A 25,146-nucleotide genomic window follows, 5' to 3' on the forward strand; every position below is an offset into this window, starting at 1 on the left:
CATGATCACTTCAAGTCAACTTAAAGCAGAGCAAGCGACTCGCAGCGATACTGTCCTTGCCGGTGACTATTACATGCAAGTACTTAAAGCAGGGCAAACGCTACGCATTTTAGATTTAGAGGGTAACCAAGCGGCAGATACATTATTTTACAGCGCGAACGACCCAAGTGAGCGTTACAGCGCCATGGATACTATCCGTGAGCAAGGTAATGTGTACTTAACGACAGGAAGCAAATTGCTTTCTAACGACGGTAACGAGATGTTAGAAATTACTGCCGATACTTGTGGTCGTCACGACACATTAGGTGGTGCGTGTGCAACCGAAAGTAATACAGTGCGTTACGCGATAGAAAAAAAATGTATGCATGCTTGTCGCGATAGCTGGTTATTAGCCGTAGCCGAAAACCCACAATACGGATTAAGTAAACGCGATATTACTCACAACATTAACTTCTTCATGAATGTACCGGTAAGTAGTGACGGTGGTTTAAGTTTTGCTGACGGTATCAGCGGAGCGGGTAAATATGTAGAAATGACAGCTGCAATGGACGTAATTGTTTTATTGTCGAACTGTCCTCAATTGAATAACCCTTGTAATGCTTATAATCCAACCGCAGTTGAAATGCTGATTTGGGATTAATTAAAAGATAACGTGCTGTACATAAACTATTTAGCAGCCATTACGAGCCAGCAAGGACGACCTTGTTACCAAACGCTCAGTACTATTTTCGGGACGACCCAACCTTTAAAAGGTCATCATTATGTTCACTAAAATATTAATTGCCAACCGTGGCGCAATCGCTTGTCGTATTATCCGTACCCTATCAGAAATGGGGGTTCAAAGTGTTTCTATTTATAGCCTAGCCGATGCAGATAGCCTGCATGTTTCTCAAGCTGATGAAGCTTATTCATTAGGCGAAGGTGGCGCTAAACAAACGTATCTTGATATCGAAAAAGTTATCGCTATCGCCAAAGAATGTGGCGCGCAGGCTATTCACCCAGGTTACGGTTTTTTAAGTGAAAATGTTGAGTTTGTTCGAGCATGTGAAGAAAATGATTTAGTATTTTTAGGGCCAACACCAGAACAAATGCTTGAGTTTGGTCTTAAACATAGAGCACGTGAAATTGCTGAAGCAGCTAACGTGCCGTTATTACCAGGTAGTGATCTACTTGAAGATTTAAATGATGCATTAACGTGTGCTGAAAAAATTGGTTACCCAGTAATGCTTAAAAGTACTGCTGGTGGCGGTGGTATTGGCATGCAGCGCTGTAATAGCGCAGAAGAATTAAGCCAAGCTTATGATTCAGTAAAAAGATTAAGTGAAAACAACTTTAGTAACAGCGCATTATTTTTAGAAAAATTTATTGTGCAAGCGCGCCATATTGAAGTGCAAATTTTTGGTGATGGTGAAGGTTATGCTATCGCTCTGGGTGAACGAGATTGCTCAGCACAACGTCGTAACCAAAAAGTAATTGAAGAGTGTCCAGCACCTAATTTAGCCGACGATGTTCGTCAACAATTACATAGTACAGCAACCCGTTTAGCCGCTTCGGTTAATTATCGTAACGCAGGTACGGTAGAGTTTGTTTTTGACCAACAAGATCAAAAATTCTACTTCTTAGAAGTAAATACACGCTTACAAGTTGAACACGGTGTAACCGAGTTAGTATATAACGTTGACCTTGTTAACTGGATGGTATGCTTAGCGGCAAAAGAGTTAGCGCCATTAGCTGAACTTGAAAAAACATTAGTGGCTAAAGGTCATGCTATTCAAGTGCGTATGTATGCAGAAGACGCGAATAAATCATTCCAACCAAGCGCCGGTTTAATTAGTCATGTTAAATGGGCAACAGAAGTTGACCAAGGCACATTACGTATTGATCACTGGTTAGAAAGTGGCACTGAAGTGTCACCATTTTTTGACCCTATGTTAGCTAAAGTTATTTGTCATAGTAAAACACGTGAACAAGCGCTTACCGGCTTAAAACAAGCACTTATTCGTAGTGAAATTTACGGTATAGAAACCAATAAAGATTATTTACACCAGTTATTAAGCAGTAAAGTAGTAGAAGATGCCGAGCTATTAACACAAACATTAAATAGCTTTGTTTACTCACCTTGTTCAATTGACGTGTTAGCTGGTGGTACACAAACCACTATTCAAGATTACCCTGGTCGTAAAGGTTACTGGAATATCGGTGTACCACCCTCAGGTCCAATGGACAGTGTTAGTTTTCGTTTAGCGAATACCTTATTAGGTAATACCGATGATGCTGCAGGTTTAGAGATTACTGTTAGTGGCCCAACATTACGCTTTAACAGTGCAACACGTATTGTTTTAGCCGGTGCCACAATAGACGCGGAATTAGATAACGTTAGTGTGACTAATGGTGTTGTTATTAACGTGGAAGCAGGACAAACTTTAACACTGGGTAATATTAAAGGGGCTGGTTCACGTGCTTATCTAGCCGTACAAGAAGGTATTCAATGTCCAGATTATTTAGGCAGTAAATCAACCTTTACGCTAGGTCAATTTGGTGGTCATGCCGGTCGTGCTTTACGTACGGGTGATGTATTAAGCATTGCAGACTTTTCTGAATGCACATTTGAAGGTACTGAAACACAAGGCTCAACATTATTACCTGATATTACCGATGAATGGACTATTCGTGTTATTTACGGACCACATGGTGCGCCAGACTTCTTCTGTCCTGAAGATATTGATGCCTTCTTTGATGCAACGTGGAAAGTACACTTTAACTCAAGCCGTACTGGTGTGCGTTTAATGGGGCCAAAACCTAAATGGGCACGTAATGATGGTGGAGAAGCAGGATTACACCCTTCAAACATTCACGATAATGCTTATGCGGTTGGTACCATTGATTTCACTGGTGATATGCCAGTTATCCTAGGTCCTGACGGCCCAAGTTTAGGTGGTTTTGTTTGTCCCGTTACCATTATCAAAGCAGATTTATGGAAAGTAGGTCAGTTAAAAGCGGGGGCGAGCATTCGTTTTCAACCCGTCTCTATTCTTGATGCGCAACAGTTAGAAACACAACAAATTGAACAATTACAATCAGCTCAGTTTGTTGAACAAAAAGCACCAACAGAACTACCTGAAAGTGCTATTATCAAAACAATTGATAAATCAGAGCTAAACGAGCAAGTAGTTTACCGAGCCAGTGGTGAAGATTACTTATTGGTTGAATACGGTGAGCAAGTATTAGATGTGGCCTTACGCTTCCGTGTTCATGCGCTGATGTTAAAACTACAAGAAATGAATATTGCTGGTATTGATGAATTAACGCCAGGTATTCGTTCGCTGCAAGTACATTACGAGAACTTACAGCTTCCTCTTGTTGAGTTATTAGAAATCTTAACCGAAGCAGAGCAAGCGTTGGGTGATATTAGCCAATTAACTGTGCCATCACGTATTGTTCATATTCCTTTATCTTGGGACGATTACGCCACACGTTTAGCGATAAAAAAATATGATGAATTAGTACGTAAAGACGCACCTTGGTGTCCTGATAATATTGAATTTATTCGTCGCATTAATGGCTTAGATTCGGTTGAAGAAGTAAAAGACATTGTTTTCAACGCAAGTTACTTAGTGATGGGCTTAGGTGATGTCTATTTAGGAGCGCCAGTGGCAACACCGCTAGATCCTCGTCATCGTTTAGTTACCACAAAATATAACCCTGCACGTACATGGACTCCTGAAAATGCTGTTGGCATTGGTGGCGCTTATTTATGTGTTTATGGTATGGAAGGCCCAGGTGGTTATCAGTTTGTTGGTCGTACTTTACAAATGTGGAACCGCTACCGTAAAACAGCAGAATTTCAAAAACCGTGGTTATTACGTTTCTTCGACCAAATTAAATTTTACCCAGTAAGCAGTGAAGAATTAACACAAATTCGTCATGACTTTCCTCGCGGTGATTACCCATTAAAAATTGAAGAAACAATTTTTAGCTTAGCGCAATACCAAGAAAGCTTGAGTGAAAACCAAGAGTCAATTGTTGCCTTTAAAGACAAGCAACAAAAAGCATTTGAAACGGAGCGTCAACAATGGCAAGAATCAGGACAAGCTAATTTTGTTGCCGACGAAATGACTCAAGTAGAAACTGATGTTGTAAGTTTAACTGCCGAACAACGCGGTGTTGACAGTCATGTCGCGGGTAATATTTGGAAGGTTCTAGTGAAGCCAGGTGAAAAAGTGACAGCTGGACAACCGTTATTAATTTTAGAAGCCATGAAAATGGAGATTGAAGTGGTAGCACCTGCCGCAGGTACTGTTGCAAGCTTAGTTCAAAAAGAAGGTGCGCAAGTACACGCTGGACAACGTTTATTGATTTTGGAGAAAAACTAATGATTGATACTAACAACATGATCACACAAAATATGACCATTAGCGCTTTACAAGATGCTTACCGTAGTGGTGAATTAAACGTTGAAAGTTTTTTAACCGCTAAATTAAAGCAAGCTAAAGACGATCAAAATAATGTTTGGTTAGCGACGGTTTCAGATGAGCAGTTAACTGAAATGTTAGCGGCACTGAGCGATAAGTCGCTCGACGAGTTACCTTTATACGGCGTACCTTTTGCGATTAAAGATAATATTGATTTAAACATTTTGCCGACTACTGCCGGCTGTGAAACGTATCGTTATCAGCCTGAGCAATCAGCGCAAGTTGTGCAATTGTTAATGGCAGCGGGTGCTATTCCATTAGGTAAAACTAATTTAGACCAATTTGCTACAGGGCTTGTGGGGGTTCGAAGCCCATGGGGTGCAGTAAAAAATAGTTTTAACCCTGAATATATTTCAGGCGGTTCAAGCTCGGGTAGTGCCGTTGCGGTTGCTAACGGTAACGTAAGCTTTTCATTAGGTACCGATACTGCAGGCTCAGGCCGTGTACCTGCAGCGCTTAATAACATTGTGGGGTTAAAGGCGACAAAAGGTTTGTTGAGTTGTACTGGTGTGGTGCCTGCTTGTAAAAGTTTAGATTGCGTTACCTTTTTTGCTAATACGGTTGATGAGTTAAATGAACTATTAACGATTGCGGCAAAACAAGATATGAGCGACTGCTACTCTAGACTCAACCTGGGCGCTGATGCGGTTTATCAACCAGCGTCAGGTCTTGCGTCATTAAAAATTGGTGTGCCAGAACAAGAGCAGCTTGCCTTTTTTGGTGACGAAAGCGCACAAGCCTTATTTGAGAATAGCGTTGAGCAGCTAAAACAAGCTGGCACAGAAGTAGTTACTATTAACTTTCAACCGTTTTTAGATGCCGCGAAACTGCTGTATGAAGGCCCTTGGGTTGCAGAGCGTTACGCTGCTATTGAAGAATTTTTTGTTAACGACCCTAAACAATGTTTACCTGTTATTGAAACCATCATTGGTGGTGCAACTAAACATTCTGCGGTAAGTGCTTTTAAAGCAATGTATAAATTACAGGCTTTCAAAGTGGAATGTGATGCCATCCTTGCTGAATTAGATTGTATTGTCACGCCAACTGCTGGCACTATTTATACTATAGCGGAACTTGAAGCCGATCCTATTCAGCTAAATTCTAATTTAGGCTATTACACCAACTTTATGAATTTATTGGATTATGCCGCAATTGCTGTGCCTGCCGGCTTTTTAGCATCAGGATTACCGTTTGGTATTACCTTATTTGGCCCTGCGTTTAGCGACCGTTTACTATTGAGCGCTGGCGCTAAAGTACAACAACTGAATAACTTTACCTTAGGAGCGACGCAGCAAGCTCTAAGTAAAGTAAGTAGTACAGTTTTAAGTGATGCAAATGTAGAGCAAGTTGATATTGCTGTTTGTGGCGCACATTTAACTGGTTTTCCACTGAATCACCAATTAACAGAGCGTGGTGGCTACTTAGTGAAAAGTTGTAAAACCTCTGCGGATTATCGTTTTTACGCATTAGCAGGTGATCCTCCTTTTCGCCCAGGTTTAATTCGAGTAGCAGAAGACGGAACCGCCATTGACGTTGAAGTGTGGCGTATACCGGTAAGTACTGTTGGGAGTTTTTTACAGGGAATAGGGCAACCATTAGGATTAGGTAAAGTTGAACTAGACGATGGTAGTTGGATAACTAGCTTTATTTGTGAAGGGTACGCAATCGAATCTGCTACTGATATTACGCATTTAGGCGGCTGGCGCGCTTATGCTAATCAAAATATGTAATTGCTCGAAATGATATATCAATAATACCAGTTTCATTCATTAGGTTACAATTTTATACGTAGAAAAAATTGTCAAATACAAGACATTTATTTCAATAACTAGTTGTTCTAATTATTAAATAATGATGTAGTTGATGGTTTTAACAAGTAGAAATGATCACATAGTTAGTGAAATTGGTATAAATATAAGCTTTAAATTTAAATCTTACGTATTGTGATCCTTTAATCGTTCGCAATAAGTAAACCAAAATATGTTTATCTGCGTATAATTAATTACTACCATTTTAGGAGTAATGATAATGTTCGCAATTTTTAAGAAAGATCCAGTTAAAAAGTTAAATAAGGCTTATGAAGCTAAGCTTGAACTAGCGATGAACGCACAAAGAAGTGGCGATATTAAATCGTATGCTATGATTACCGCTGAAGCGGAAGCAATTAGAGAAAAAATAGTAGTGTTAGAAAAATCTACCATAGATTAAGAGACTAATTAGTAATAATAAACAGTTGGTTATAACAATAAGTCATCAAAAATAACCAACTATTCTCTACTTTTATACTACAGTGAAGTTCTTGTTGATAGAATATATTAGAGTTTAATTTCACTAATTTGAATTTGAGGTTGTATATTTGTAAAATTTGCCAAATCCGCCATTATGGTCTCGGCATTAGGCCCAAAAGCTTCTTCAAAACTTTCAACTGAATCAAATGTCATATGTGCCATTGCAATAAAGGCAGGATCTTCCCCAGGAGCACCACCAGCAAGGCCAGAATCAACAGTTACATGCTTTAAGCTATCTCCCAACAGTTCTCCAACTAACGAAATATGTGTTTTACAGTAATAGTTTATGTCGAAAGTTCCATCTAAAGACTTTGGATACATCACGCTAACTTTTATCATTGTTTTTATCCTTTTCGCTTATATTTATTTAACGGTTTAGCATACGACTAACACTTAATGCAGGTTAATTTTTAGCTTGTTATTTAAACACCTTAAGGATGATACACGGAGGTAAATTACTATTACAACTCATTTTTCATGCATTATTAAATGTCAGAAGGTGCAAAAGGTGCTAATTTTTATTTAATCAACATAGATGTAGCCCTTTATCATTATCGCTATATTGACAATATTTGATAAATGATTGTCGAGAATAAAGAATATACAGAATAATTATAGAGTAAGCTTTTACTCCTAATTGCTAATGAAAAAGTGAATTAGCTGCTGTTTATTCCTCATGTAATACAATGTTAACGAGTTTATGGACGATAGGAGACACAATAATGATGGCTGGAAATGCAACGAGAAAAGCAAAGCTCCAAGCGTTTAACCAAATATCAATGATGTTGCTCACCATACCTACGTTAAAAACACTGATAACGAAAGACATAATACATGACATGAGCAATGCCATAAAAAAAGAAAATACTATTTTGTGATGTTTACGTGAAATCATTAAATTACTCTAAATTGGCATAACGCCTTGCTTAAGGGAGGCAATAATGGGCTAAAATAAGCGATGAATGAAGAAAAGCCAACAGTTATTTTTTATTTGTTGTCTTTATATAATGTATTAGACTTATTTCACTGTAAAATAAAGGTATTGCTTATCTTTCGGTTTAACTTGATAGAATAGGGGATAGCTTATGATGTTACCATTGAAGTCGATAACTTACTTTTGTTTGCAAAGATGCTGACTGATATTCGGGTGTTATTGATAAATAATGTAATAGCGAGTTATGGTAAAAGTATATTAACGAAAACAACGAACCAAAAACCTTTTTGTAAAGAGTAAAAATGAAGATTGAAGAATATAATCATGATAACAACGAAGTGGAAGTTATTTATTTTGCTGGTGGATGTCTTTGGGGAGTACAGGAGTTTCTTAAGTATCTACCAGGGGTTTCTAAAACTGAAGCAGGACGAGCTAATGGGTTAACGGATAGTACTAAAAGTAGTTATGATGGTTATACTGAGTGTGTAAAAGTAATTTTTTCTCCCAATGTAGTTAATGTTAATGAACTTATTGGTTATTTTTTTGAAATAATTGATCCATATAGTATTGATAAGCAAGGGGAAGATGTAGGAAAGAAATACCGAACTGGAATATACAGCAAACAAAGTAGTCACCTCAAAAGTGCTACTCGGTTTATTAACTGTCGTGATGATGCGGATAAGATTGTTGTAGAAATATTACCGCTTCTTAATTATGTGAAAAGTGACGAGGAACACCAAGAAAGGTTATCTCGCTTTCCAAATGATTACTGTCATATCCCTAAAAAAATATTACATAAATATAAGTAGCGTTAATGTATTTAATGTTCGAGGTAATTGATTCTTTATATAGTGTTAGTGATATTTCGATTATTGCTGTGAACAAATGAGTTAAAATATTCATATTAACGATTTTTTTATACTGAAAACTTGTTATAAACTTTGTCGTTATAAACTTTGTCGTTATAAACTTTGTCGTTATAAACTTTGTCGTAATCAATTTGTGATAAATTTTAGCTATTAGTGCTGCTATATTCTCACCAAACCAGTAAACGCCAATTGATAATCTACATCAGTTGTGGTTTCTTTTTGTACCAATGTAAACCAAGTTACTTCTTATCTGGTTTACATCTATGATGTTTTACTGACTGCTATATAATGCCCGTCAACCTAACGATTATAACTAAAGCTAATATCACTGATGGTATTCCTGCTTGATGTTTCGATATTTAAGCTCTGTTTTTACATTAGCAATTGAAGGAGTTAACTTTTGTTGATGTATTTTGTGCTTAAAAGAAAAGATCGTTTTTTACCAATAGAGTGAATAGAGAATATTAATATGATTCGAATTGTACAAGTTGCCTTACCTGCTTTGTTATTTAGTCTATCGACTTCTGTATTAGCATCTGATGTGAATAAGGAAACAAATAATGAAGTAAAAAATGAGATGGAAGAATCAAGTCATGATATTGAAAAAATCATGGTGGAAGGTTCAACTACAGCAAATAACAAACCTGTAGGGACCTTTGGCTCGCCAGTGTCAAATTTAGAATATGACCCACGTGTAGATCTTCAATCACGTAATATGGCTGAAGCCCAAGCAGATGTAACAATTCGTGGTGGAATTTTTGAAAATACCGGGTTTAGGGTCGGCAGTGCCACTTTAGTTGACCCACAAACGGGGCATTACTTTGCTGAAATTCCTATTGCTCAAGAAATGTTGAGTAATGCTAACGTACTTACAGGGGTTGATAATGCGCTTCTAGGGATGAATAGCTCTGTAGGAACTGTATCTCGTGAATGGAAAGAGATAAAAACGTCGGGTAGTGCTTCAATTGGGGTAGGTAATAATAATTCTAATCTACAACGAATACACAGTGCTGTTAGTATTGAACTTGACGATTTCACTGATTGGACTATTGGTTTTGAAGGTGAATATTCACGCTCTGAAAGTGACGGTACTATAGAGTTTGGCGATCACGACTTTCAGCGAGCTTCAGGCCGCATTCAGTTAGCGAGTCCATCATCTCAAACTGATTTGTTTTTTGGCTCTCAAGAAAAGTTTTTTGGCTGGCCGAATATGTACACACCATTTAATGTTAATGAAACTGAAGATATTAAAACAGAGTTATTTATATTGAATCATAAACAGCATTATGCTCAAAATAGTACATTTGAAGTATCTGCTTATTATCGTAATAACAACGATCATTATATTTTTTCTCGTGAAAACCCAGAATCATTTCAATCTTTTCATGAAACGAATGTAAAATCGATAGGTTTGTCTGGTCGTCATGTACAAACAGCTGAATTTGCATTAAATTATTCAGCACAGTTTATAGAAGATAACATTACATCAACCTCACTTGAAAATAATTTTACCTCTCGTTCCTATTACAAATTCAGTGTATTACCTGAATATAGAATAGAGTTAGCTGATGAACAACAGTTATCTTTTCGTTTAGGTGCTGCTTTTGATGATACGAACCGTGACGATTCACAAGCTTCATTAATTGGTGATATCACATGGAATACAATCAATGCAGATGATACTTCTCAAACACTTTATGTTTCTTATGCAGAAGCTAGTCAAGTAGCTGGTTATACGGCTATTGGTGGAAGTAATACCGGTGGATTATTTAGAAGTAATTACGAGCTTGATCGAGAAACTACGAAAAATATTGAACTAGGACTCGCCTTAGATCGCGACACTTGGCGTTTGGATTCTGCTATTTTTTATCGACAAGATAATGATTTAACAGATTGGACTTACAGCTTAAGTTCAACCTCTGCTCGTACTGCCAATCCGGTTGACATAGATACATTAGGTGTTGAGTTAATTGCAATAAAGCGGTTAGAAAATGCTGAAATAATCACTAGTTATACCTTTCTCGATAAATCGGAAGACTACGGCCTTGCTGATATTGATGCTAGCTTTTACGCTTTGAACTTTCCAGACCACCGTGTAACCTTAGGTGTGATCTGGCGTCCTACTAGCATTGTTGAAGTGCGTGTTGATAATGAATGGCGTAAGCAGCAAGAAAATATTCTTCGCAACGGAGATGAAGATGCTTTATTTACACACCTAACGGTAAAAATATCTCCTTCACAAATTAAAGGTTTAGATATTATGCTTGCTGCTGATAACCTTTGGGATGAGTCTTTTGAAGAAGTGCCTGGTACCCCTGGTCGTGGTGAGCAATATACTATTAGTGCTACTTACCATTGGTAATATAGTAAAGGTTTAGTACCCCCTATTCATTGATTAGGGGGAATAGTTTTAAGCAGTATTTGAGCAAGATGAAATTGTGTATTTATTAGGGTAGTTATTAAATACATTAACTTTACTTATAGAGATTTTGAATGATTTATTTAGTGATAACTACGTTGATTTGGGCTTTTTCTTTTGGTCTTATTGGTAATACGCTTAAAGGTATTGATCCACTGCAGATCGCTGATACTCGACTATTGTTGGCATTACTTGCTTTTCTTCCTTTTATAAAGCTACGCAATACTAACTGGCAAGAAAAAAAGCAACTGATATTACTGGGAGCTTTTCAGTATGGTGTAATGTATACCTGTTATCTCTCTGCTTTTCGTTATTTACCCTCCCATTTAGTTGCACTATTTAGCGTACTTACACCGCTTTATATTGTTATTATTAATGACCTGCGACAACGCAGTTTTACTCCTTGGTATTTATTAGCCACTATACTTTCGGTGTTTGGAGCAGCGATTATAAAAATGGGCAATATTGACTCAAACGAAATTTGGTTAGGGTTTGGTCTTATGCAAATAGCTAATATTGCTTTTGCGTTTGGGCAAGTTTATTATCGTGATTGGAAACAAAAACGACCACATATTAGCGACAGCTCTGTTTTTGGCTTTTTATATCTTGGTGCTACTGTCTTTACTATACTTGCAACATTATTAATTTCACAAAAGCCACCTTTACCTTTAGATGCAACACCTGAGCAGTGGTTGGTCTTAGTGTATATGGGGGTAATAGCTTCAGGACTTAGTTTCTTTTTTTGGAATAAAGGAGGAACTCAAACAAGTGTCGGAGTATTAGCTACCTTTAATAATGCTGTTGTGCCGTTAGCTATGTTTGCTTCTTTATTTGTGTTTGGTGAAGCAAAAGGTGGTACAACAGAAGAGCTTGCACGACTTGCGATTGGTTCCTTGTTTATTGTTACAGCACTGTTGATAGCTAAACGCAGATCTTAACCTTATAAACTTAGGTTGATGATATAGCTACTGATTACGCAATAATTATCGTACTTATGTAGATTTTATTTCAGAAAATATTGTTATACTGTCCTTATACAGAAAAATTAAAAACTATTTAAATGAAATTTACAATAGGCTTTAGAAACGTTACGCATGAAGATTTAGATTTTTTATTAATTTTAAGAAAAAAATCAATGTCTAAGCATTTAGCAAATGCAAAAATAAAACTAACCAATGAACAACACCTTGAAAGAGTGAAAGAGCATTATTACGATTCACATATTATCCTAAGAAATCGTAAACCAATAGGTCTACTAAAACTCGGAATCGTTTCTCTTAATAATACCAGCAAGAGTTTGCATATCAGGCAATTACAAATATTGCCTGAATATCAAGGTAAAGGGATCGGCAGTAAAGTGTTAAAGGTCGTTAAAAAAAAGGCATTACAGCTTCAACTACCTATTACTCTGAATGTATTATTAAAAAACCCTGCTAGAGGGCTTTATTTACGTCATGGCTTTCAAATTGAAGGAAAAAATAAAGTAGAATTTCAAATGCGCTGCCCACTTGATGTTCTAGCTATTTAATTTGAGAGTGTAAGTTAATATATCAGACCTCTATTTTTTACTTTATTGACATCAATACGCGATGGTGTCACTGAACCATCTACTAAAGGTTGAGTGGCAATTGCTAGTGCTTCTATTACTTTATGTAACGAAGGTAAATTTAATGAAGACAGATCATCAGTTACATTATGATAATGTTTATCTTTGTCTAATTGAGTGCTACTAAAGCTATGGGCAGGTACGCCTAATCTTGCTAATGTTGCATTGTCTGAACGATAAAACAAACCTTGTTCAGGATAAGGGTCTTGATGAATTTCGTTACCCGATTTAGCTAACACTTGGTTTAATTGTTGACCTAAATTAGAACGTTCCATTCCTGTCATCCACATTGTGCCTGCGCCAAACTTAGACGGTTTACCAATCATTTCAATATTAATCATTGCAGTGATGCTGTTAGGATCTACTTGCTTTGAAAAATATTGTGATCCAAAACCTCCGAGCTCTTCTGCACTAAACGCTGCAAACATTAAGGTACGAGCATTGTCATTTTGTTTAGCGTAATGCTGAGCAATATTAATAATTGCGGTTGTGCCAGAAGCATTATCATCAGCACCATTAAAAATATGATCACCTTCACTATTTGTCATACCTAAATGATCATAATGCGCAGAATAAAGTACGATTTCGTTTGGTTTGGTTTTTCCGGGTAATACGGCTATTACGTTGCTAAGTTCACTGATACTTTTTTTGTTTTTAGCGACAAGACCTATGTTTTTAACTTCTTCTGATGTTACTTTAGAAAGCGCTATTACTATTGTGCCACCAATATCTTGCTGATTATTTTTTTCTACCAGTTTAGTGACTCCGCGGGCAAATCGTTGTTGATAGCGTTGGAATGTTTTTTCATGTGCAGGGTTTAAAAGAACCAGGTGATCTCCACCTTGGCTATTTATATTGCTCAGTGCTTCACGCAGGCTATCATCTTTACCAATAGTGTGAATTGTAAATTCATTGCTCTTTACCCCATTAGTCATTAACCATGACACGTCTGTTGCTGTACTGGCTATTGTTAAGTTGTCAGTGACCTGTGCTTGTCCATTTAAAACTAAGTCGAGTTTTGTAGAACTCATTTTTGATATTTTATATTTCTGTAAAAAGCTATGCGTTGCGATATCTTCAGTGCCGATTAAACCGCTTTCTTGAAAACGGCTTGCTATGTAGCTGGCCGCTTGTTTAATTTCGGTAGAGAAATTTCCTCTACCTTTTAAATTGTCACTGGCTAAGTAGGTTATATCTTTAGTTACTTGTGCTAAAGATATCGTGCTTTGCTCTGCTAAAGTCGAAAATGAGGAGACGATACTTGTTGCTAATATGCTGGCTGTAAATAAAGACGTTGAGATTTTTTTAATCATATTATTTTCCTGTGTTTTCTATTAAGTTTGAGCAGTTAAGTTTGAGCAAGGTTGTAGTAAATTACTGCTCTATTTTTAATGTAGTTGTTTCTATTAATAAAGATTCATCACCACAGCTTAGCCATAGTTGACCGTCTTGAATGCTGCATTGAAATTCCATCGTTCTATTGAGTAGTTTTACCAATGCATCTGTAGTACTGGTTTCAAACTGTTCAATACTCAATTTGGGAAATTTATTTAATGTGTTTTGCGATTGTGACCACCAAGTTTCAACGCTTGGCCCATAACAGTAAAGTTTTACATGGGCTGATTTATTGCAAGCCTTTTTGATGCGTTTTTCATCTATTTGGCCTAATTCAATCCATAAAGCAATTTCATCGCTGTAGTTTATTTGCCACATTACTGCTTCATCTTCATCACTTAACCCCTTGCCAAACTGTAAATCATTATGGGCATTTAAAATGTAGCATATCAAACGCACCATAAGTCGTTGATCTGTTTCAGAAGGGTGTTGTGCTATGGTAAGTTGCAAAGAGTCGTAGTAGTTACGATCCATGTCTGCAAGCTCAATATTAGCTTTATAAATTGTTGCTTTAAGTGCCATGTGTGTTTTTTGCTATATTCAAAAAATAAGTTATTGATAATGATAACAGTATAAGAAACCCTTACTACACATTTTTAAAATAAATAGTTGAGATAATAGCGATAAATTTAATAAATAATTTAGAGAATGTTATGGTATTGTTCTAATAATTTTTTTATTTGAGTTTATTATGCCAATTCAATCTTTTATACCACCAGAACGTACATTAATGGGGCCAGGTCCTTCAGATGTTAGCCCTAGAGTTTTATCTGCACTTGCTCGACCTACCATAGGTCACTTAGATCCTAAGTTTATTGAAATGATGGATGAAGTTAAATCATTATTACAATATGCATTTCAGACGAAAAACACCTATACCATGGCAATTTCGGCTCCAGGTTCAGCGGGAATGGAAGCTTGTTTTGTTAACTTAGTAACCCCTGATGATACGGTCGTTGTTTGTCAAAATGGTGTTTTTGGTGCACGTATGATTGAAAATGTTGTCCGTATTGGCGCTAAGGTTGTGGTTGTTGAAGGAGAATGGGGTAAAGCAGTTGACCCAGAAGCTTTAGAAGAAGCATTAAAACAAACACCAGAAGCGAGTTTTGTTGCTTTTGTGCATGCAGAAACTTCTACCGGTGCGCTGTCTGATTGTAAAACTTTATGTGAAATAGCACGTAAATATAATTGTTTAACTATTGTTGATGCTGTTACCTCATTAGGCGGTGTTGAGTTAAGAGTTGATGATTGGGGGATTGACGCAGTTTATTCTGGTAGTCAAAAATGTTTATCCTGTGTGCCAGGATTATCACCAATAAGCTTTAGTGATAAGGCGGCTGAAATTATTAAAAATCGTGATAGCTCTGTACAAAGTTGGTTTTTAGACCAATCATTGGTGATGGGATATTGGTCAGGGCAGGGTAAACGCAGCTACCATCATACCGCACCAGTAAACTCTTTATATGCACTACATGAATCATTAGTTATGTTACAAAATGAAGGTTTGGAAAATAGTTGGGCACGCCATCAAGCACAACATAAAAAATTAGCGGCTGGCTTAGAAAGCTTAGGGCTTGAGTTTATCGTACCTGAAGGAGAACGTTTACCACAATTAAATCTCGTTTATATTCCAGAAGGTGTTGATGATGCTAAGGTTCGTCAATTCTTATTAACAGAATATAATTTAGAAATTGGTGCAGGTTTAGGTAAATTTGCAGGCACTGCTTGGCGAATTGGATTAATGGGCCATACTGCGCGTAATGAAAATGTCTTAGTATGTTTAGCAGCGCTTAAAGAGGCATTAGCTCAATAAATATTGCTAAGAGCTAAGTATATTATTGGCAATAATATACTTAGCTCGTTAATGATAGTGCTCAAATACTACCAAGAGCCTATATTTTCCATGCTTAACCAAGGCTCTTGTGGCGGTAGTGCATCACCTTTTTGTAATAACTCAATTGAAATATTATCAGGTGATTTAATAAATGCCATATTGCCACATCGTGGTGGACGATTAATAACCACACCACTGTTTTGTAGCGCTAAACATGTTTGATAAATATCATCTACTTCAAAAGCTAAATGACCAAAGTTACGCCCACCTTTATAGTTTTCTTCTGAGCCCAGTTATGAGTTAATTCAACTTCAGGCTCTCCTATCGCTGTAGCTAAGTAGATTAAGGTGAATTTGCCTTCAGGTACATCTACGCGCTTTGTTTCAATTAAACCGAGCTTGTTGATGTAAAAGTCTAGTGATTGCTCAAGATCACGAACGCGCACCATAGCATGTAAAAATTTCATTGATATTCCTTTGATTGTGAATTTATAGCAAGATAAAATCTTAGTACATGGGTATTACTTAGTTTCTACGCTTCTATCGGTAAATTGTACTTATTTAAGTCATGCAATAATAGAAGAAGGGTATTTTTTATTAACAACACATTCTTTATTGGTTATTTTCAATAATAAGTTTTCGCTGAGTTTGTTTTGGGGTTTCTTGAAACTTATCTTTAAAACATTTCGAAAAGTGTGGCAAAGTTGTATAACCACAAGCTATTGATATATCTGAAATACTATCACCAAATTTTAGCATTTCATATGCGCATTGAAGTCGATATTCTCGAATAATATCTTTAGGTTTTTGTGATAGATAAAGTTCTGTTTTACGTCTTAATGTTCTTTCATCCATAGCTAATAATTCTGATAGTTTTTTTACATTAAACTCAGGATCAGGAAAGTGTATTTTTAAAAACTCTCTAGTTCGTTGAATAAACTTATTACCAGTACTATCGTTTGATAACTCTATTTGTAAATGGTTAGCTGCTATTGCTGTAATTTTATTTCTAGTCTCGGTGGATGAGTCTAATAAATTAGCAATTTTTAATTTTAATATTTCGCCGCTAAAAGGCTTATTGATATAATCTGTAGCACCAACTTGTAAGCCTTGTTTTTGGCTTGCTATATCACTTTTTGCGGTAAGAAAAATGATAGGGCATTTACTATATGGTTTATTGCTTGTCCTGATAAATTGACAAAGTTCAAAGCCATTCATTAATGGCATCATCACATCAGATAAAATTAAATCAGGTTGAAATCCATCAATAAGCTCAACGGCTTCTTGTCCGTTGTGTACGCTTAAAACGTCATAGTTTGATGCCAATAACTCCGTCAGAAATTGGTTTATTTCTAGGTTATCTTCAACAATAAGTAGCTTGGTATTACATTGATTTATAGCGATGCTGGGTTGTAAATTAGCTTCTTGATTGTTTTTATTCTCGATTAATGTTTGATCGATATTAAAAATCAAATCAATAGGCAAGGAAATAATAAATTGAACTAGATTAGGCTGAGTATTATCTAAAGTTAACATCCCTTGATAAGACTCAATTAGCTCTCTACTTGAAGAAAGACCTATGCCTTGTCCTTCCGTTTGGTGGTGATGTTTAAGACGATAAAATTTTTCGAAAATAACATTTTCGTATTGTTCTGGAATATTAGGCCCTACATTGGTGACTTTAATAATGCAAAAAGGGTTATCTAACATACAGATAATTTTAATTTCACTCGAACTCTCGGCATATTTTATGGCGTTTGAAACCAGGTTACTTAAAACAGTCTCTAGCAACTCAGTTTCAATAATTAGTTCGGCATTGGTTTTACAATCAAATGAAAAGGTTAGCGATTTTGCTGAGGCTAAACTAGAAAAATTATTAATGATTTGTTTACAGGTATGCTCTAACTTAACAATTGACTTTTTGGCAGTTGATTGTTTGTTGTTAGCAAGTGACAATAATTGCTCAACAAGATTAAATAATCGTTGGCCGTTATGTTTGATATTACTTATTTTTTTATTATTTTCGGCATTTAAGTCGGTATTAGATACCGTTTCTAATGCGTTGAAAATAAGTGTTAATGGGGTTTTTAATTCGTGTGATATATTTTCAATAAAATGTTGTTTTTCTTTAAGCAGTTTTTCAACTTCATTTTTACTTTGTAAAATTTCTACAGTTTTTAATTTTACTTGGCTTTTAAGCTGATTTTCACGTTTTCTATGTTCATTTTGTCGAGCTAATATATAAAGATAAATACCGGTGATAATAGTTATGGCATATAAAGTAAAGGCTAGCCAAGAGTAATAAAATGGCGGGGTAACTGTTAGCATTAGTGTTTTGGGATTATTAGACCACATACCTTCGTTATTACTGGAATCAATTTCAATTTTATACTGCCCAAATGGTAGCTTTCTAAATGTTAAGTCTTTGAAATCAGGATTGATGCTTGACCAATAGCCGTTATCAACTCTATAGCGATACTGGTTTTCTTCTGGTTGAGTAAATTCATTATTAGCGACAGAGAGTGAGAAGGGCTGATCATCATAACTGAGTTGTAATTTATCTGCGTAGCCTATCCATTGATCTAAACCTTGATGTAATTCAGGCGTGATTAATTGGTCTTTAATTCTAAGTTGGCTAAAAAATGTGTTTTTGGGAATATTTGGGTTAGAGCCCATACGTTTTTCTGGATTAAAACTAAGTACACCATTTAAGCCGCCAAAATATATTGTACCGTCCTCGGCCTGAAACGCGCTCTCGGAATCAAATTCAATTTCCGATAACGGAGTTGAAAATTTATAGTGTTTTATTATCGGTTTGCATTGATAGTTAGATGTGACTGGGTATCTATGACAAGGGGTCATTTTATCAAGCCCTCCAGCCGAGCTAATCCACAGATTACCTAATGTATCTTCAAAAATAGCATAAATAACATTGCTCGAAAGACCATCTTTCATTGTGTAATGCTGGAAACTTTTACCATCATTTTTTAATAAATTAATGCCTCCCCCCCAAGTTCCCACCCAAACATCTTGATGACTGTCTACTTTAATGGCAAATATTAAATCATTAGATAAACTATCTGGCTGTTCGGGATCATGATTAAAGTTCTTCCATTCATGACTTAGCGTATTAAATTTATATAACCCCCTCGCATAAGTGTATTTTTCTTGTTCTTTTGTTTTATTAAAATGGGTGCCTATCCATAAGTTATCTTTATTATCAGGGCTTAATGCTCTGACCATTGGTGCCGTATCATTGTCTTCTACTGGAGAGTAATTGGTAAATTCGTGAGATTTGGTTGAAAAAGAAGTGATGCCTCTGCCATGACCTATCCATAAGTTATGGGCTTTCCCTTCATGTAAATTGAAAATATGATCTTGCCAACCGTTTTGTTTAAATTGCTGCCATTTTTTGGTTTCTTCGTTAAATAAATTAAGGCCACCTCCTTCTGTTCCTGCCCAAATGTCACCTTGTGAATCTTCAAGAAGGGCTCTTACATGATTATTGGACAAGGCGCTTTTGTCATTTATACGATGAGAAAAGTAGTCCCACTTTTTAGTTTGGCTGTGATAGCGGCTAATACCTCTATCTTGGCTACCCAACCATAAGCGGTTTTTAGAATCATACATAATTGCACGACTTAATGTGCTAATAGGTCCAAAAGATGACTTAGGATCAAAAAGGTAACTATTAAATGTTGGTCGGTTAAAACTTACTTTGGCAATCCCTTGTGAGGTAATCATCCATAAGTTTTTTGAGGTATCACTAAAAATATTGAGTATCTCGTTACTTTCATCACTTTTGGGAAAAGCACCTAGTGCAATAAACTTCATTTTTTCGCTGCTATAATCATATTCAACTAATGAACTGGGTAAGGCTACCCATAGCCTTTCATCAATTTTCTTTATTGCTAAGGCTCTGTTGTTTTCCGATTGATTAAAAAGCTTAGGTTGAAAGTGTTGGATTAGTTTGTTTTCTGCTGACAACTGATAAATACCGTTATCAGCTGTTACCCAGTAGCTAGCATCATGTTCAATAAGCATATCTAGCAGTTTATTGGTGGGGGAGTCAGAAGTAAAAACAACTTTAATTTTATCGGTCTGTTGATTTATTTGATAAACTGATTCTGTCGTTAATATCCAGCTATAGCCATTATTGTAAATGATTTTTTCTACGGGTTTGTTTTCTAAAAAATCAGATTTTAGCGGATAAAACTTACCGTATTGCTCTTGCCAAAAATAAACTCCTTGGCTGGTTGCTAGGGCCATTTGATTATCAGAGAAATAACTAATCTGATTAAAAATTAATAACTCATTAGGTTCAGTATTTGCGATAGGAATTGCAGTGAGTAATTGTGTATTGGCATCATAAGTGAATACCCCCGAATCAGTCGTTAACCAAATAGTTCCTTTTTTATCAACAAAAACTTGATGACCAGTTAGTTCTATTAATTTACCGTGTAGATCTTTGAATGAGATTTTAGCTAGTTTCCATTCACGTTTGTCTAATCGAAAAATACCATTAGAAAAATTTAAAAACCAAATTCCCTTGTGGTTATCTTCATAAATATGGGCAACATTTAATGGCTTCTCTCCTGTATCGTTTAACTCAATAGCTAACTCGTTAAACTGTCCTCCTAAATACCAATTAACATCAGTCTCAGTACCTGCCCAAATAATACCATCGCTATCTTGAAAAATAGTATGCAAATTGGAGTTACTTAATCCTTGTTCTTTACCAAGGTAATCAATGGACGCTGCTAGACTTGCTGGTGAAAAAAACAAGATAAAAAATACCCCCCAAGAAAAGGAGGATAGTGAACAGTTATTTTTTATTGTTTTTGATGGCATAGAAAATTTTTATACGTCATTTTATCAGTAAGTTATTATTGTCGCATTTCAGACATACATCGTAAACTGTTTATTTTTAACATGAAAATTTACTTTTTAAGTTATTTAGACCGTTATTGATAAAATAACGTCCGATTTTGATAAACGCTAAAGTTACTTTCCCCCTATCATAGATACATGATTAAGTGACTCATCTGTAGTGCCAAATCTTATCCAAATGAGTCAGGAAACCTTAATGAACAATAGAGTGTTATTCGCTGTAGGTATAGTAATTGCCTTAATAACTTCTTCTGTATTTATATCAGTAGTAGATGGTAGTTATATCTGATCACAACAGCCCTTAAGTACTTTTTGTTCGTAATAACCTTAAATTAATTTCTGCAATCGATTAACTATAACTAATAGTTTTTCGATTAAATTAAAGCCTTCAAGAAGAGTTACTGTTTACTATGCTTAATGAACGACAGCTTGTTGTTTTAGTACAAGAGCGTCTTCCTTATGATACGCGTTTATTTCAGCAGTTAATTACTCCATATTTACCTGAATTAAAAGGGTACTGTGTAAAATTGCTTAATAATCAGTCTGATGCTGAGGATGTAGTACAAGAAACTCTTATAAAAACATTAAAAAATTTAAAGGCTTTTAAGTGGGTTGTGTCTTTTAGAGCATGGCTATTCAAAATTGCTTATAACGAATGTATTAACAAGATAAGAGAGCGACGTTGGGGAATTATTGAGAATGATGAAGAATACCTCGAAAACTTAATAGATGAGAAGACTGATAGCGAAGACCCTGCTTCCGTATTATCTGAGCTAATACAACATTTATCATTGACCGATCGTAACATTATGCTATTACGTTATCGTAGTGAATTAAGTTTTCAGGATATTGCGAATATTCATCAGCTAAAACTTTCAGCGGTAAAAATGCGGCATAAACGGGTTGTCGAGTTTTTAAAGCAAAAGCTAAAATAAGTAGCGTTAATCTGTTTTCTCTTTAAAATCACATAAATCTTCAATGATACAAGAACCACATTTAGGTTTACGTGCAGTGCAAGTGTAACGTCCATGTAAAATGAACCAGTGATGCAAATTGAACATAAACTCTGTTTTGTTTGGTGTGTTTTTTATTATCGCCTGTTCTGTTTGTTCAACCGTTTTACCTTTGGCATAGCCTGTACGGTTTGCCAGTCGCTGAATATGAGTATCAACGGCTAAAAAGTAGTTACCTTCATTATCTTTAAGCCAACCAAAAGCAGTGTTTAATACAACATTGGCTGTTTTTCTACCAACACCGGGTAATGCTTCGAGTGCAGCTCGATTCTCTGGTACTTCACCACCATGTAAGTCAACCAACATTTGACAGGTTTTCATGGTGTTTTTAGCTTTGGTATTAAATAAGCCTATGGTTTTCACATAAGAAATTAACCCTTCTAAGCCTAGATCAAGTATTGCTTGAGGAGTGTTCGCTACCGGATATAATTTTGCGGTTGCTTTATTTACCCCTACATCTGTTGCTTGGGCCGAAAGAAGTACTGCTATTAGTAATTCAAAAGGGGTACTAAAGTTTAACTCTGTCGTTGGCTCCGGATTATTATCACGCAGCCTAGTCAGCATTTCTAATCGTTTGGCTTTATTCATTTGTATCGGTCACTATTATTCATTGCAATTGGTATCATGTTACTTATGAGTCAAAGTTAACTCTAACTCGCTCAATAGTGGCTTTTTCTTTTTTGGGTTGACGTTGTTTTATATAAGTATCAATACTGTTTTTAAGTGCGATGATAAAGCCCATAGCAATAAACGCTCCTGGAGGGAGTATGGCTAATAAAAACTGACTATCTAATTTTACCACTTCAATGCGTAAAACACCTGCCCAATCACCAAAGAGTAGGTGAGCACCATCAAATAATGTACCTTGTCCTAAGATTTCTCGAATCGCGCCTAGCAAAATTAACACTAATGCAAAACCAAGTCCCATCATTAAGCCATCAAAACTGGCTTGTTTTACTGGATTTTTAGATGCGTAAGCCTCTGCTCTACCAATAATGGCACAATTGGTGACGATTAATGGGAGAAATATTCCCAATGATTGATATATACCATAAGTATATGCGTTCATTAATAGCTGAACACAAGTAACAAATGAAGCAATAATTAAGACAAAAATAGGGATGCGAATTTCTTTAGGTACCCAATGACGGATAGCAGAAACAGTAGCATTAGAGGCGACTAGAACTAACAAGGTCGCTAGTCCTAAACCTAAAGCATTGGTGATAGTGGCGGTTACTGCTAGCAATGGACATAGGCCGAGTAATTGAACTATACCTGGGTTATTCTTCCATAGCCCTTGAATAGCTAACTCTTTATACTCAGCTTTAAGTGCTTTTTGGGCTAATGTTTTTTCTGCTAATTGTTGCTCAAGCTCAATATTGTTCTCTGACAATTGAGGAGCTTCATTTACATTATTTTCACTAGTATTCATTAGTAGCCTCATATTCAGGTTGAGGTTCTTGATCACCTATTAAACAGCTATTAGGAAGCGTTAATACTTTGTTTTTGTTTTCGATAAAAAATAATAGCGTGTTTTTCACTGCTTTAACGATTGCCCTTGGCGTAATAGTTGCTCCGGTAAATTGATCAAAAGTACCACCATCTTTTGTTACCTGCCAGCGAGTGTCTAGCTCTGATAATAGCTTTTTACCATTAAAGGCTGTGATCCAGTTACTTTTTTTAAGCTCTACTTTATCACCTAACCCCGGCGTTTCTTGATGCTTTAACACTCTAACGCCACTAATACTATTATCTATATTGATAGCAACAATCAGTTCAATTTTACCATTATAGCCATCGAGTGCTGTACTTGTGATAGCTACTGCTACAGGAGAGTTATTATTACGAGCTATGTAAGCTTTTTGCACTATATTGGTATTTTGGGTGCTACCAAGTAAAGGTGAACTAATATTCACACAGTCTTGAGTTATTTCGTTGTTATAACTACTTGGCTCAATTATTTCATGCAATGTATTTAATAATTGCAATTGTGTTTGTTCTTGTATTCTATCTTTTGTTAATTCATTAACTAGGCCAACGATAACTGTACAAACAATAGCAAATATTGCGAGTATTTGACTATTTTTTTGTATTGGTAATCGGAATGCTGATTTATCTTTAGCATTTTTATTAGGGGGTAAAGAGTTAGTCATTATTTAACCTTTGTTACTATCAATATCATGGCCGTAGGTACGCGGACGTGTATATTGATCTATTAAAGGGGCTGTCATATTACAAAGTAATACAGCAAAGGCAATACCGTCGGGATAGCCACCAAACGTTCTAATCAAGTACACTAATAATCCTGCTAAAGCACCCATAATTAATCGACCTTTTACACTTGTAGCACCAGAGACAGGGTCTGTTAAAATAAAGAATGCCCCTAACATACAACCACCTGTTGTCCAGTGGAATAGAGGTGAAGCACTGGTATCTGGGCTTAGACTATAAGCAATAAAAGAACAGATAAATAAGCTTACTAAAAAGCTAATAGGGGTTTGCCAAGCAATAGCTTTTTTGGCTATTAGGATTAAGCCGCCAATTAAAAATGCAATATTTACCCACTCCCAACCAAAAGCAAAACCTAAACTTGGACCTATAGTATTAGAAAATAAGTTGTTTTGTATGATTTCTAATGTGGTAAAACCTAAATTTAGGTTCGTTTTTAAAGTGTCTAATGGCGTAGCCATAGTAAAGCCGTCAATACTCGTGCGAAGTTGCTCGACGGAGTAGCCTTCATTGGTAAAACCGGTAAATATTGTGGTTAACGTATTGGTGAAATTTAAATCTATATTCATCAGGTGCAATGGCGGCTGCCATGATGTCATTTGAACAGGAAAAGAAATGAGCAACATAACGTAAGCAGCCATCGCTGGGTTGAATGGGTTGTGCCCTAAACCACCATAGAGTTGTTTTACCACTAAAATAGCAAATGCAGCGCCAATAACTGAAATCCACCATGGAGCAACAGCAGGTAAACAAATACCAATTAGTATTGCCGTTAATATGGCACTACCATCGAACAATTGTTTATTGATTTTCTTTGAATTACTTCGTAGTGATAAAGCGAAAAATTCACAGAGTAATGCTGTGGTGATAGCTAATGCTATATGAATAATATTACCCCAGCCAAAGAAGTACCATTGAGCATATATCCCAGGGAATAAAGCATAAATGACTAAACGCATTAAAGCCGATGTTTCGGTTTGATTGTGATTATGGGGCGAACTTGCTATCCAAAATGCCATAATTATTCTAATTCTTCATTGCTAGGTTTTAAAGGTGATGTGTTATCACTGTTATTGACTTGTAAGAGAGCTTCTTGTTCTTGGGCTTTTTTAGCATTTACCTTCGCTTTAGCTTTTGCAACGGCAGCCGCAATCCGAGCTTTTTTATCATCAGCTTGGCTTGTTACTTGTTCTACCTG

The 25,146-nt window shown here is 36.1% G+C and carries 19 protein-coding genes and 1 pseudogene; 10 read left to right on the forward strand and 10 right to left on the reverse strand.

From position 1 onward, the window contains the following. Position 1: 1 nt before the first annotated feature. The 4 genes from Q4503_RS07965 to Q4503_RS07980 all read left to right on the forward strand — a co-directional run bounded on the left by Q4503_RS07965 (position 2) and on the right by Q4503_RS07980 (position 6,680). Positions 2-640, forward strand: coding sequence for an urea amidolyase associated protein UAAP2 (locus tag Q4503_RS07965; RefSeq protein ID WP_303601923.1), 639 nt, complete (start codon positions 2-4; stop codon positions 638-640). A gap of 121 nt (positions 641-761) precedes the next feature. Next, a complete protein-coding gene (gene uca / locus Q4503_RS07970; protein ID WP_303601924.1) occupies positions 762-4,373 on the forward strand; it encodes an urea carboxylase in 3,612 nt (1,203 codons plus the stop codon). Beyond that, positions 4,373-6,202: an allophanate hydrolase gene (atzF, locus tag Q4503_RS07975; RefSeq protein WP_303601925.1), complete on the forward strand. Its 1,830-nt coding sequence runs from the start codon at positions 4,373-4,375 to the stop codon at positions 6,200-6,202. Before uca ends, atzF begins: the two co-directional genes overlap by 1 nt. A 298-nt stretch (positions 6,203-6,500) precedes the next feature. After that, entirely contained in the window at positions 6,501-6,680 is a 180-nt protein-coding gene (locus Q4503_RS07980) for a DUF6435 family protein (RefSeq protein ID WP_215972586.1), read from the forward strand. A 107-nt stretch (positions 6,681-6,787) separates the two neighbouring features. Here the strand turns inward: Q4503_RS07980 and Q4503_RS07985 are convergent, their stop codons facing one another. Further along, on the reverse strand, positions 6,788-7,099 hold the full coding sequence (locus Q4503_RS07985; RefSeq protein ID WP_303601926.1) for an EthD family reductase: 312 nt from the start codon (positions 7,097-7,099) through the stop codon (positions 6,788-6,790). A gap of 328 nt (positions 7,100-7,427) precedes the next feature. Then, a complete protein-coding gene (locus Q4503_RS07990; RefSeq protein WP_215972584.1) occupies positions 7,428-7,655 on the reverse strand; it encodes a DUF2798 domain-containing protein in 228 nt (75 codons plus the stop codon). A 341-nt stretch (positions 7,656-7,996) separates the two neighbouring features. Between Q4503_RS07990 and Q4503_RS07995 the strand changes: the two genes are divergently transcribed. The 4 genes from Q4503_RS07995 to Q4503_RS08010 all read left to right on the forward strand — a co-directional run bounded on the left by Q4503_RS07995 (position 7,997) and on the right by Q4503_RS08010 (position 12,510). Beyond that, positions 7,997-8,503 carry a peptide-methionine (S)-S-oxide reductase gene (locus tag Q4503_RS07995; RefSeq protein WP_303601927.1) on the forward strand — a complete coding sequence of 169 codons (507 nt, stop codon included), beginning with the start codon at positions 7,997-7,999 and terminating at the stop codon, positions 8,501-8,503. A 529-nt stretch (positions 8,504-9,032) separates the two neighbouring features. Then, positions 9,033-10,925, forward strand: coding sequence for a TonB-dependent siderophore receptor (locus Q4503_RS08000; RefSeq protein WP_215972582.1), 1,893 nt, complete (start codon positions 9,033-9,035; stop codon positions 10,923-10,925). Between the two features lie 131 nt (positions 10,926-11,056). Then, positions 11,057-11,920 (forward strand): EamA family transporter, encoded by an 864-nt coding sequence (locus Q4503_RS08005; protein ID WP_303601928.1) that lies wholly within the window; start codon positions 11,057-11,059, stop codon positions 11,918-11,920. A 122-nt stretch (positions 11,921-12,042) separates the two neighbouring features. Next, the gene (locus tag Q4503_RS08010; protein WP_215972580.1) at positions 12,043-12,510 is read left to right on the forward strand and encodes a GNAT family N-acetyltransferase; all 468 of its coding nucleotides are present in this window, start codon (positions 12,043-12,045) and stop codon (positions 12,508-12,510) included. Positions 12,511-12,524: 14 nt separating this feature from the next. Here the strand turns inward: Q4503_RS08010 and Q4503_RS08015 are convergent, their stop codons facing one another. Both Q4503_RS08015 and Q4503_RS08020 read right to left on the reverse strand, forming a co-directional pair. Further along, positions 12,525-13,901 (reverse strand): M28 family peptidase, encoded by a 1,377-nt coding sequence (locus Q4503_RS08015; RefSeq protein ID WP_303601929.1) that lies wholly within the window; start codon positions 13,899-13,901, stop codon positions 12,525-12,527. A gap of 61 nt (positions 13,902-13,962) precedes the next feature. Continuing rightward, on the reverse strand, positions 13,963-14,505 hold the full coding sequence (locus Q4503_RS08020; RefSeq protein ID WP_303601930.1) for a YaeQ family protein: 543 nt from the start codon (positions 14,503-14,505) through the stop codon (positions 13,963-13,965). 169 nt (positions 14,506-14,674) lie between these two features. Here Q4503_RS08020 and Q4503_RS08025 point away from each other — a divergent pair, with 169 nt between their 5' ends. Next, positions 14,675-15,796: an alanine--glyoxylate aminotransferase family protein gene (locus Q4503_RS08025; RefSeq protein WP_303601931.1), complete on the forward strand. Its 1,122-nt coding sequence runs from the start codon at positions 14,675-14,677 to the stop codon at positions 15,794-15,796. 68 nt (positions 15,797-15,864) lie between these two features. Here Q4503_RS08025 and Q4503_RS08030 read toward each other — a convergent pair. Together Q4503_RS08030 and Q4503_RS08035 are read right to left on the reverse strand one after the other, a co-directional pair. After that, positions 15,865-16,283, reverse strand: a pseudogene (locus tag Q4503_RS08030) (VOC family protein). Positions 16,284-16,428: 145 nt separating this feature from the next. Further along, complete coding sequence (locus Q4503_RS08035; RefSeq protein ID WP_303601932.1) at positions 16,429-20,601, reverse strand: two-component regulator propeller domain-containing protein; 4,173 nt, start codon at positions 20,599-20,601, stop codon at positions 16,429-16,431. A 515-nt stretch (positions 20,602-21,116) separates the two neighbouring features. Here Q4503_RS08035 and sigX point away from each other — a divergent pair. Next, entirely contained in the window at positions 21,117-21,641 is a 525-nt protein-coding gene (gene sigX / locus Q4503_RS08040) for an RNA polymerase sigma factor SigX (RefSeq protein ID WP_215972574.1), read from the forward strand. A 6-nt stretch (positions 21,642-21,647) separates the two neighbouring features. Here the strand turns inward: sigX and nth are convergent, their stop codons facing one another. The 4 genes from nth to rsxD are packed head-to-tail and all read right to left on the reverse strand — an operon-like array spanning position 21,648 to position 24,967. After that, positions 21,648-22,307, reverse strand: coding sequence for an endonuclease III (gene nth, locus Q4503_RS08045; protein WP_215972573.1), 660 nt, complete (start codon positions 22,305-22,307; stop codon positions 21,648-21,650). A gap of 43 nt (positions 22,308-22,350) precedes the next feature. Next, positions 22,351-23,151, reverse strand: coding sequence for an electron transport complex subunit E (locus Q4503_RS08050; protein WP_215972572.1), 801 nt, complete (start codon positions 23,149-23,151; stop codon positions 22,351-22,353). Then, positions 23,141-23,872: an electron transport complex subunit RsxG gene (gene rsxG, locus Q4503_RS08055; RefSeq protein WP_303601933.1), complete on the reverse strand. Its 732-nt coding sequence runs from the start codon at positions 23,870-23,872 to the stop codon at positions 23,141-23,143. Before rsxG ends, Q4503_RS08050 begins: the two co-directional genes overlap by 11 nt. Before the next feature lie 3 nt (positions 23,873-23,875). After that, on the reverse strand, positions 23,876-24,967 hold the full coding sequence (gene rsxD, locus Q4503_RS08060; protein WP_303601934.1) for an electron transport complex subunit RsxD: 1,092 nt from the start codon (positions 24,965-24,967) through the stop codon (positions 23,876-23,878). Positions 24,968-25,146: the final 179 nt, after the last annotated feature.

It is taken from the genome of Colwellia sp. 6_MG-2023 (assembly GCF_030547765.1).
GTDB lineage: Bacteria > Pseudomonadota > Gammaproteobacteria > Enterobacterales > Alteromonadaceae > Colwellia.